The organism is Pseudomonas sp. YuFO20 (genome assembly GCF_035064975.1).
GTDB classification, from domain to species: domain Bacteria; phylum Pseudomonadota; class Gammaproteobacteria; order Pseudomonadales; family Pseudomonadaceae; genus Aquipseudomonas; species Aquipseudomonas putida_AE.
Map to the genome: position 1 here is coordinate 1 of NZ_JAXDEO010000108.1, position 9,210 is coordinate 9,210.

The window sequence follows — 9,210 nt, forward strand, 5'->3', positions numbered from 1 at the left end:
AGCCCTCGACACCCCTGGCTTCTGGACCAGGGCACGGGCGTTGCCCGGGTTGGTTTCCAGGTGCAGCACGCGGTTGGCGTGGGCGTAGAGCACCGCGTCGTTGCGGACCTTTTCCACCGACGGCAGGCGGATCACCGTCTTGTCGCGGGTCATCTTCGGGCTTGCCAGGATCTGCACGACCTTGGCTTCCTGCGGATCCTCAACCGGACCTTTTTCCTGCTCGATGGCGCAGGCCTGAGTGTCCTGGGTGTTGACGTACGGGTTGATGATCTTGTCGATCTTGCCCGGACGGTCGATGCGCGTGGAGTCGACTTCGTACCAGTCTTTTGGCGTGTCACGACGGATGAACGCGGTGCCGCGCACGTCGGTGATGTCTTCGATCTTGTGACCGTAGGACAAGCGCTGGGCGACTTCGACGATCGCACGCTCGGCGTTGCCGTAGAGCAGGATGTCGGCGCAGGCGTCGATCAGGATCGAGTTGCGTACCCGGTCCTGCCAGTAATCGTAGTGGGCGATGCGGCGCAGGGACGCTTCGATGCCGCCAAGAACGATCGGCACGTTTTTGTAAGCTTCCTTGCAGCGCTGGCTGTACACCAGGCTCGCGCGGTCCGGACGTTTGCCCGCCATGCCACCTGGGGTGTAGGCGTCATCGGAACGGATTTTCTTGTCGGCGGTGTAGCGGTTGATCATCGAGTCCATGTTGCCGGCCGCGACACCGAAGAACAGGTTCGGCTCGCCGAGCTTCATGAAGTCGTCTTTGGACTGCCAGTTCGGCTGGGCAATGATGCCGACGCGGAAGCCCTGGGACTCCAGCAGCCGGCCGATGATCGCCATGCCGAACGACGGGTGATCGACGTACGCATCACCGGTGACGATGATGATGTCGCAGGAATCCCAGCCAAGCTGATCCATCTCCTCCCTGCTCATGGGCAGGAATGGCGCTGGCCCGAAACATTCGGCCCAGTACTTGGGATAGTCAAATAACGGCTTGGCTGCTTGCATGTCGATAACCGGTGTTGGCTTTCATTGAATTTCGCGGGCGCGGAATATAGCACAAATTTTGACCAATTCCGACGGCTGTGGTCGGAAATTGCGTCGCCCCTATCGCGAGCAAGCTTGCTCCTACAGGTACGACGCGCCCCCTGCAGGCGCTGGCTTGCCAGCGATGGGGCCCTTCAGGACGCCATATAACTTATTCGTCGTCGTCGAAGTTATAGCTACCCGGCGCCAGGTTCTCGAACCGCGTGTACTTGCCGATAAAGGCCAGGCGAATAAAGCCGATCGGCCCGTTCCGCTGCTTGCCGATGATGATTTCGGCAATGCCCTTGTGCTCGGTCTCGGGGTGATACACCTCGTCGCGATACACGAACATGATCACGTCGGCGTCCTGCTCGATCGCTCCGGATTCGCGCAAGTCGGAGTTCACCGGGCGCTTGTTCGGGCGTTGTTCCAGGGAACGGTTGAGCTGGGACAGTGCCACCACCGGGCAGTTGAATTCCTTGGCCAGGGCTTTCAGGGACCGGGAGATCTCGGAAATCTCGTTGGTTCGGTTGTCACCGCTGGAACCCGGGATCTGCATCAGCTGCAGGTAGTCGATCATGATCAGGCCGACTTCGCCATGCTCACGCACCAGACGCCGGGTCCGCGCACGCATTTCCGACGGACTGATGCCCGCGGTATCGTCGATGAACAGCTTGCGATCGTTGAGCAGGTTGACCGCTGAGGTCAGGCGTGGCCAATCGTCGTCTTCCAGCTGACCGGAACGGACCTTGGTCTGGTCGATACGCCCCAGGGACGACAGCATACGCATGATCAGCGATTCGCCTGGCATCTCCAGCGAGTAAACCAGAACCGCCTTCTCGCTGCGCAACACGGCGTTTTCCACCAGGTTCATGGCAAAGGTGGTCTTACCCATGGACGGACGGCCGGCGACGATGATCAAGTCGGCCGGCTGCAGGCCGCTGGTCTTCTCGTCGAGGTCGGTATAGCCAGTGGACAGGCCGGTGATGGCGTTGTCGGTGTTGAACAGGGTGTCGATGCGGTCGATGGCCTTGGTCAACAGGTCATTCACACCCACCGGGCCACCGGTTTTCGGCCGGGCCTCGGCGATCTGGAAGATCTGCCGCTCGGCCTCGTCGAGAATCTCGGCGGCGGTACGGCCTTCCGGGTTGAACGCGCTATCGGCGATTTCGGTGCTGATGCCGATCAGCTGGCGCAAGGTGGCCCGCTCACGAACGATCTGCGCATAGGCCTTGATGTTGGCGACCGATGGCGTGTTTTTCGCCAGTTCGCCCAGGTAACCAAGGCCGCCGACCTGGGACGTCTGGCCTTCCTTGTCCAGTTGCTCGGACAGGGTCACGACGTCGATCGGCATGTTTTGATCGGCCAGCTTGGCGATCGCACGGAAGATCAGGCGGTGGTCATGTCGATAGAAATCGCCGTCGGAGACTTGATCGAGCACGCGCTCCCAAGCGTTGTTGTCCAGCATCAGACCACCGAGTACAGCCTGTTCGGCTTCGATGGAATGCGGCGGCACCTTCAGCGCGGCGGTTTGCAGATCGTATTGCTCAGGAGCGGAAATTTCGTTCATGGCCACTTGGTTTGTTGAGGAAAAGCAGGGGTTTGAAAACAGGTGTTACCAGAAAGACAAAGGGCACGACCTGTGAACAGGATCGTGCCCGATGTTACCGACAAGCACCCGAGGGTGCCAGCCGACAAGTGCTGCTTAAGCTGCTACCACGACAACGCGTACGGTGGCTTCAACTTCGGCGTGCAGGTGCACGGCTACGTCGAATTCACCTACGTTACGGATAGTGCCGTTCGGCAGACGAACTTCGCTTTTCGCTACTTCAACGCCGGAGGCGGTCAGTGCGTCAGCGATGTCGTGAGTACCGATCGAACCGAACAGCTTGCCTTCGTCGCCAGCGGTGGCAGTGATGGTCACTTCCAGCTCGGCCAGTTGGGCAGCGCGGCTTTCAGCCGACGATTTACGATCTGCTGCGGCTTTTTCCAGCTCGGCACGACGCTCTTCGAACGCAGCCAGGTTGGCTGGGGTCGCAGCGGTAGCTTTGCCGTAAGGCAGCAGGTAGTTACGACCGTAACCAGCCTTAACGTTCACTTTGTCACCCAGGTTGCCCAGGTTGGTGACTTTTTCCAGAAGGATCAGTTGCATGTGAAAATCCTCTTAACTTTTAACCTTCACCGTTCGCATCATCGGCGTCTTTCGGCGCCAGACGACCGCGAAAATCAATCAGGCTGTCGACGATGGCCAGGACCACCAGCAACGGATAGATCAGCTGCATGAACAGCAACAGCGTGACGTACAACCCCACCAGCCAGAATTTGGCCAGTCGCTTTTGCGCCACCAGCCCGTGAATCAGGGCCAGCCCGGCGAAAACCAGCGGTACGCTGCACAACGGTACAAGCATGGACATCTGGACACCGAGATTCGGTGACACAACCATGCCCGCCAGCAGCAACATCGCGGGACCCAGCGGGATTCGGACGGCGCGAAACTCGCGACCAAAACCACCGGGGTTGTACAACAACGCCTGCCAGTAGCGCCCGACAATCAGGCTCAGCACACTGACGATTTGCAACAGGGCCGCAATCAGGCCGGTCAGGATCGGTGTAATCAGGGACGCGAAACGCGCTTGCTCGTCTACCGACATCTGCTGGTAGACATCACCGAGTAGCGACGGCATGACTTTTATCAAAGCCTGCGCCAGCATCTCGATCTGGGGACCAAAAGCCATCCCCAGCACCACTGAAAACACCACTCCCATCGCTATGCTGACCAGCAGCACGCGGTTCCAGGACTCGCTTGCGCGCAAAACCAACGCAAGGCTCGCAGACCCCAGCAGCACCAGAAGTGCCCGTGGGTCGTCGGAGTAAAGCCACCAGATCAATGCCGGCAGCAGTCCCAGAGCAAGAACGCCAAGGGCGTCCTTCAATCCGCGCCGCAGGAGCACAAGGCATCCGGCGGCAGCACCCAACCAATACAACAACGGCAATGCCGCGCATCCAGCCACTACGAGAGTGGCCTGCATACGGCCCCGCATGATGAACTCAGCTAAGGCACGCATACATTCAATCCTTTGCTACGTGTCGACTGCCCGGTCTCAGCGGCCGTGGCTGTCGGTGTAGGCCAGCAGGGCCAGGAAGCGGGCGCGCTTGATAGCGGTGGCCAGCTGACGCTGATAACGTGCTTTGGTACCGGTGATGCGGCTTGGAACGATTTTGCCGGTCTCGGATACGTAGGCTTTCAGAGTGTTGAGATCTTTGTAATCGATCTCTTTCACGTCTTCAGCGGTGAAGCGGCAGAATTTACGACGACGGAAGAAACGTGCCATTTGATAGGCTCCTTAAAAGGTCCGTGGATTACTCGTCAGCGTTATCGCTGTTGTCGCTGTCATCACTGTCAGCGCTTTCAGCGCCTTCGTGCTCAGGACGGTCGCGACGCTCACGGCGCTCACTGCGGTTTTCTTCAGCCTTGAGCATCTCGGATTGGCCGGTAACGGCTTCTTCGCGACGGATGACCAGGTTACGGATCACTGCATCGTTGTAGCGGAAGTTGTCTTCCAGCTCGGCCAGGGCCTTGCCAGTGCACTCAACGTTCAGCATCACGTAGTGAGCCTTGTGAACATTGTTGATTGCGTAGGCCAGTTGACGACGGCCCCAATCTTCCAGACGGTGGATTTTGCCGCCGTCTTCTTCGATCAGCTTGGTGTAACGCTCAACCATGCCGCCGACTTGCTCGCTTTGATCCGGGTGGACCAAAAAGATGATTTCGTAATGACGCATGAATGCTCCTTACGGGTTGTAGCCTGCCGCTCAAAAGCGGTCAGACAAGGAGTGAATGACACTTATGGACTTGAGGACGCTAGACACGTGGGTGCCTGCCATCACAGCAAGGGGCGCAATTGTAGAGAAGGGGCGTGGGAGGCGCAAGGGAATTGGTGATTATTTGAACAACCCCCAATTCATGCCACACCACAAAACACTGTAGGAGCGGGCTTGCCCGCGAAAGCGGCATTCAATCCAGCATCGTTGCTGAATGTTGCTCCGCTTTCGCTGGCAAGCCAGCTCCTACAACGGATGTGCGTTCAGCTCAGGATTTTTTGGCGGCAGCCTTGGCCTTGACGCTGCGTTGGCGCTGCGCTTCGAACAGGCACACGCCCGTCGCCACGGACACGTTGAGACTGCTGACGCTACCGGCCATCGGCAGGTTCACCAGGTAGTCGCAATGCTCGCGGGTCAGGCGACGCATGCCTTTGCCTTCGGCGCCCATGATCAGGATGGTCGGGCCGGTCAGGTCCTGGTCATACAGGCTGACCTCGGCTTCCCCGGCCGTACCGACAACCCACAAACCACGCTGCTGGAGTTTTTCCAGGGTGCGCGCCAGGTTGGTCACGGCCACCAACGGAATCACTTCCGCCGCACCGCAGGCGATTTTTCGTACAACCGGCGTCAGGGTCGCTGACTTGTCCTTCGGCACGATCACGGCCAGCGCGCCCGCCGCATCGGCGGAACGCAGGCAGGCGCCAAGGTTGTGCGGATCGGTCACACCGTCGAGCACCAGCAACAACGGCGCGCCGTCGGTGCGATCAAGCAACTCGTCAAGCATCGCCTCGCCCCAGACCTGGCTCGGACTCACGTCCGCGACCACGCCCTGGTGCACGCCTTCAACCCAGGCGTCCATTTCGCGGCGCTCGGCCTGGCCGACCTGGACGCGGTTTTCGTTGGCCAGCTCAATCAGCGTCTGGACCCGAGGGTCATTGCGACCTTCGGCCAGCCAGATCTGCTTGACGCGTTTCGGGTGATGACGCAACAACGCTTCTACAGCATGCACGCCATAGATTTTTTCCAACTGACTCATGGCTTGGCCTTAGGTTTACGCGCCCCGCCGCTTTTGGCTGGGGCCGAGCCCGCTTTTGGCGGGCCTTTACGATGTTTGCTCGGTTTGGCTGGCTTGCCGCCGGCAGCCTTTTCAGGCGCCGACCGTCCGGTCTTTCCCGCAGACGCCGCTTTACCGCCGCTTTTCGCGCCGGCGAGCAACGCCTGCTTCATTTCACGGCTCTTGCGCACTTCGGCGTTTTTCGCCGCCGCATCACTCGGGCGATAAGCCTCGACTGCCTTTTCCTTGGCAGGACGACGACCGGTTTTCGCCGGGGCCGGCTCTGCTTCGGCTTTGCCGGTAGGTGCTGCTGTTTCGGCGCCGCGTTTTTTGCGGCCGATCGGCGCGCTGATGGTTTTTTCAGCCATCTCGAAGTCGATCTTGCGCTCGTCGAGGTCGACGCGCATGACCCGCACTTCAACGGTGTCGCCCAGGCGGAAACTGCGACCGGTACGCTCACCGGCCAGGCGGTGGTGCACAGGGTCGAAGTGGTAGTAGTCGCCCGGCAGCGCGGTGACGTGCACCAGGCCTTCGACGTAGATGTCGGTCAGCTCGACGAACAGACCAAAGCCGGTGACGGCAGTGATCACACCCGGGAACGACTCGCCCACGCGATCTTTCATGAACTCGCACTTGAGCCAGTTCACCACATCGCGGGTCGCCTCGTCGGCACGGCGCTCGCTCATCGAGCACTGCTCGCCGAGCTGCTCCAGGGCCGCCTCATCGTACGGATAGATGCGCGCCTTCGGAATGGTCATCGCACCGGCACGGCGAACGTGCGGAGTGTCCTGCTTGGAATGGATCACGCTGCGGATCGCCCGGTGCGTGAGCAAGTCCGGGTAGCGGCGGATCGGCGAAGTGAAGTGGGTGTACGCCTCGTAATTCAGGCCGAAGTGGCCCTGGTTATCGGCGCTGTACACCGCCTGGCTCAACGAACGCAGCATCACGGTCTGGATCAGGTGGAAATCCGGACGATCCTTGATGCCGGCCAGCAACGCCTGGTAATCCTTCGGCGACGGGCCGTCCTTGCCTTTGTGCAGGGACAGGCCGAGCTCGCCGAGGAAGGCGCGCAGTTTTTCCAGGCGCTCCGGCGGCGGGCCGTCGTGCACGCGGTACAACGCAGGAATCTCGTGCTTCTTGAGGAATTCGGCGGTGGCCACGTTGGCCGCCAGCATGCATTCCTCGATCAGCTTGTGCGCGTCGTTGCGTATGGTCGGACGGATTTCCGCGATCTTGCGCTCGGAACCGAAGATGATCCGGGTTTCCTGGGTTTCAAAATCGATCGCGCCACGCACGTGACGGGCCGCCAGCAACACCTTGTACAGCGAATACAGCTGTTTGAGGTGTGGCACCACGTCGGTGTATTCGCCACGCAGCTTGCGCGCTTCGGTGGCTTTCGGCGTTTCCAGCATCGCGCTGACCTTGTTGTAGGTCAGGCGGGCGTGGGAGTGGATCACCGCTTCGTAAAAGCAGTAGTCGGTCATTTCGCCGGATTTGGAGATGGTCATCTCGCAAACCATGGCCAGGCGATCGACCTGCGGGTTCAGCGAGCACAAGCCGTTGGACAACTGCTCAGGCAGCATCGGAATCACGCGCTCGGGGAAGTACACCGAGTTGCCGCGAACCTGCGCCTCGGCATCCAGCGCCGAACCGAGCTTCACGTAGCTGGATACGTCGGCAATCGCCACGTACAACTTCCAGCCGCCGGAGAACAGGCGCAGCTTGCCCGGACGGGCTTCGCAGTAGACCGCGTCATCGAAGTCGCGGGCATCTTCGCCGTCGATGGTGACGAACGGCAGGTGACGCAGGTCGATGCGTTTCTCTTTGTCTTTCTCTTCGACTTCCGGCTTGAGCTTGCCGGCTTCCTTGAGCACGGCGTCAGGCCAGACGTGAGGAATATCGTAGGTGCGCAGGGCAACGTCGATTTCCATGCCCGGCGCCATGTAGTTGCCCACGACTTCGACCACGTCGCCTTGCGGCTGGAAGCGTGGCGTCGGCCAGTGAGTGATCTTCACTTCAACGAACTGACCGACCTGCGCGTTGGCGTTACGGCCCGGCGTCACCAGCACTTCCTGCTGGATCTTCGGGTTATCCGCGACAACGAAACCGATACCACCTTCTTCGAAATAGCGACCGACGATGGTCTCGTGGGCACGGGACACCACTTCGACGATCATGCCTTCGCGGCGACCGCGACGGTCCAGCCCGGAAACACGCGCCAGCGCACGGTCACCGTCAAACACCAGGCGCATTTGCGCCGGGCTCATGAACAGGTCGTCGCTGCCGTCGTCCGGCACCAGGAAACCGAAGCCGTCACGGTGACCGCTGATGCGACCCAGGATCAGGTCGAGCTTGTCCACCGGCGCATACGTGCCGCGACGGGTATAGATGAGTTGAGCATCGCGCTCCATGGCGCGCAGGCGGCGGCGCAGGGCTTCGATCTGGTCTTCCGTGGTCAGACCAAACTCTTCGACCAGTTGCTCGCGGTTAGCAGGCGAACCCCGATCAGCAAGGTGCTGAAGGATCAGTTCGCGGCTAGGAATGGGGTTTTCATATTTTTCCGCTTCACGAGCGGCCTCGGGATCGAGGGACTGCCAATCGGCCATTAGAGAGTTTTCACCTTGTCTATATACGGGTTAGTTTGGCATAGGCGTAATGAAACGGGAAATTTCAGGCTAAGACGCCCCATCTAAAGCCCTGTATCGACACCAGAATGTTGATTTGAATACCACTGGTGAAATTTTTCAGGTTTTTTTGGTGTCGGGGGTTTACAGTTAAAAAGACGCTCCGTATAGTGCGCGCCATCGACGACGGACAACGTTGCCGATACTGCCCAGATGGTGAAATTGGTAGACACGCCAGCTTCAGGTGCTGGTGACCGCAAGGTCGTGGAAGTTCGAGTCTTCTTCTGGGCACCAATTTCGAGCTTGAGATTAGTTCAATTTCAAGGCTCACACAAAAACCCGCGAAAGCGGGTTTTTGCATTTTCGAGATCTGGTTCAAGCATTTTTGAGATCTGATTTAATAATTTTAAATCAGGGGTTTACAGATCAAATTGCGCTCCGTATAGTGCGCCACATCAACAGCGGCAACGCTGAAGAAGAAATGCCCAGATGGTGAAATTGGTAGACACGCCAGCTTCAGGTGCTGGTGACCGCAAGGTCGTGGAAGTTCGAGTCTTCTTCTGGGCACCAATTCAAATTCAAGGTTACGGCCTTGGATTTCACAGAAACCCGCGAAAGCGGGTTTTTGCGTTTCTGGCCTTTGAAAAGCATACGCCCCCTGTAGGAGCTGCCGCAGGCTGCGATCTTTTG

The 9,210-nt window shown here is 59.4% G+C and carries 7 protein-coding genes, 2 tRNA genes and 1 pseudogene; 2 read left to right on the top strand and 8 right to left on the bottom strand.

Annotated elements, in window-relative coordinates; translation table 11 throughout:
- From SOP85_RS30160 to rnr, 8 genes and pseudogenes are all read right to left on the bottom strand, one after another.
- Positions 1 to 1,002: pseudogene (locus tag SOP85_RS30160) on the bottom strand (YgiQ family radical SAM protein); the annotation flags it as partial.
- 190 nt (positions 1,003 to 1,192) lie between these two features.
- Entirely contained in the window at positions 1,193 to 2,590 is a 1,398-nt protein-coding gene (gene dnaB / locus SOP85_RS30165) for a replicative DNA helicase (protein WP_008058980.1), read from the bottom strand.
- A gap of 135 nt (positions 2,591 to 2,725) precedes the next feature.
- On the bottom strand, positions 2,726 to 3,172 hold the full coding sequence (gene rplI, locus SOP85_RS30170; protein WP_008058981.1) for a 50S ribosomal protein L9: 447 nt from the start codon (positions 3,170 to 3,172) through the stop codon (positions 2,726 to 2,728).
- Positions 3,173 to 3,191: 19 nt separating this feature from the next.
- A complete protein-coding gene (locus SOP85_RS30175; protein ID WP_046819829.1) occupies positions 3,192 to 4,085 on the bottom strand; it encodes a hypothetical protein in 894 nt (297 codons plus the stop codon).
- Positions 4,086 to 4,121: 36 nt separating this feature from the next.
- Positions 4,122 to 4,352: a 30S ribosomal protein S18 gene (gene rpsR, locus SOP85_RS30180; RefSeq protein ID WP_002551829.1), complete on the bottom strand. Its 231-nt coding sequence runs from the start codon at positions 4,350 to 4,352 to the stop codon at positions 4,122 to 4,124.
- Positions 4,353 to 4,380: 28 nt separating this feature from the next.
- The gene (gene rpsF, locus SOP85_RS30185) at positions 4,381 to 4,803 is read right to left on the bottom strand and encodes a 30S ribosomal protein S6 (protein WP_003217491.1); all 423 of its coding nucleotides are present in this window, start codon (positions 4,801 to 4,803) and stop codon (positions 4,381 to 4,383) included.
- Positions 4,804 to 5,110: 307 nt separating this feature from the next.
- Positions 5,111 to 5,878 (bottom strand): 23S rRNA (guanosine(2251)-2'-O)-methyltransferase RlmB, encoded by a 768-nt coding sequence (gene rlmB / locus SOP85_RS30190; protein ID WP_007973273.1) that lies wholly within the window; start codon positions 5,876 to 5,878, stop codon positions 5,111 to 5,113.
- On the bottom strand, positions 5,875 to 8,502 hold the full coding sequence (rnr, locus tag SOP85_RS30195; RefSeq protein ID WP_323629305.1) for a ribonuclease R: 2,628 nt from the start codon (positions 8,500 to 8,502) through the stop codon (positions 5,875 to 5,877). Before rnr ends, rlmB begins: the two co-directional genes overlap by 4 nt.
- 225 nt (positions 8,503 to 8,727) lie before the next feature.
- On the opposite strand from rnr, the gene SOP85_RS30200 reads away from it, so the two are divergent.
- Positions 8,728 to 8,814 (top strand) — tRNA-Leu (locus SOP85_RS30200).
- A gap of 189 nt (positions 8,815 to 9,003) precedes the next feature.
- A tRNA-Leu gene (locus SOP85_RS30205) sits at positions 9,004 to 9,090 on the top strand.
- Positions 9,091 to 9,210 lie beyond the last annotated feature (120 nt).

What these genes read in the sequence shown, in the direction of transcription:
- dnaB (WP_008058980.1), bottom strand. Translation starts at nt 2,590, where the DNA reads ATGAACGAAATTTCCGCTCCTGAGCAATACGATCTGCAAACCGCCGCG.
- rplI (WP_008058981.1), bottom strand. Translation starts at nt 3,172, where the DNA reads ATGCAACTGATCCTTCTGGAAAAAGTCACCAACCTGGGCAACCTGGGT.
- SOP85_RS30175 (WP_046819829.1), bottom strand. Translation starts at nt 4,085, where the DNA reads ATGCGTGCCTTAGCTGAGTTCATCATGCGGGGCCGTATGCAGGCCACT.
- rpsR (WP_002551829.1), bottom strand. Translation starts at nt 4,352, where the DNA reads ATGGCACGTTTCTTCCGTCGTCGTAAATTCTGCCGCTTCACCGCTGAA.
- rpsF (WP_003217491.1), bottom strand. Translation starts at nt 4,803, where the DNA reads ATGCGTCATTACGAAATCATCTTTTTGGTCCACCCGGATCAAAGCGAG.
- rlmB (WP_007973273.1), bottom strand. Translation starts at nt 5,878, where the DNA reads ATGAGTCAGTTGGAAAAAATCTATGGCGTGCATGCTGTAGAAGCGTTG.
- rnr (WP_323629305.1), bottom strand. Translation starts at nt 8,502, where the DNA reads ATGGCCGATTGGCAGTCCCTCGATCCCGAGGCCGCTCGTGAAGCGGAA.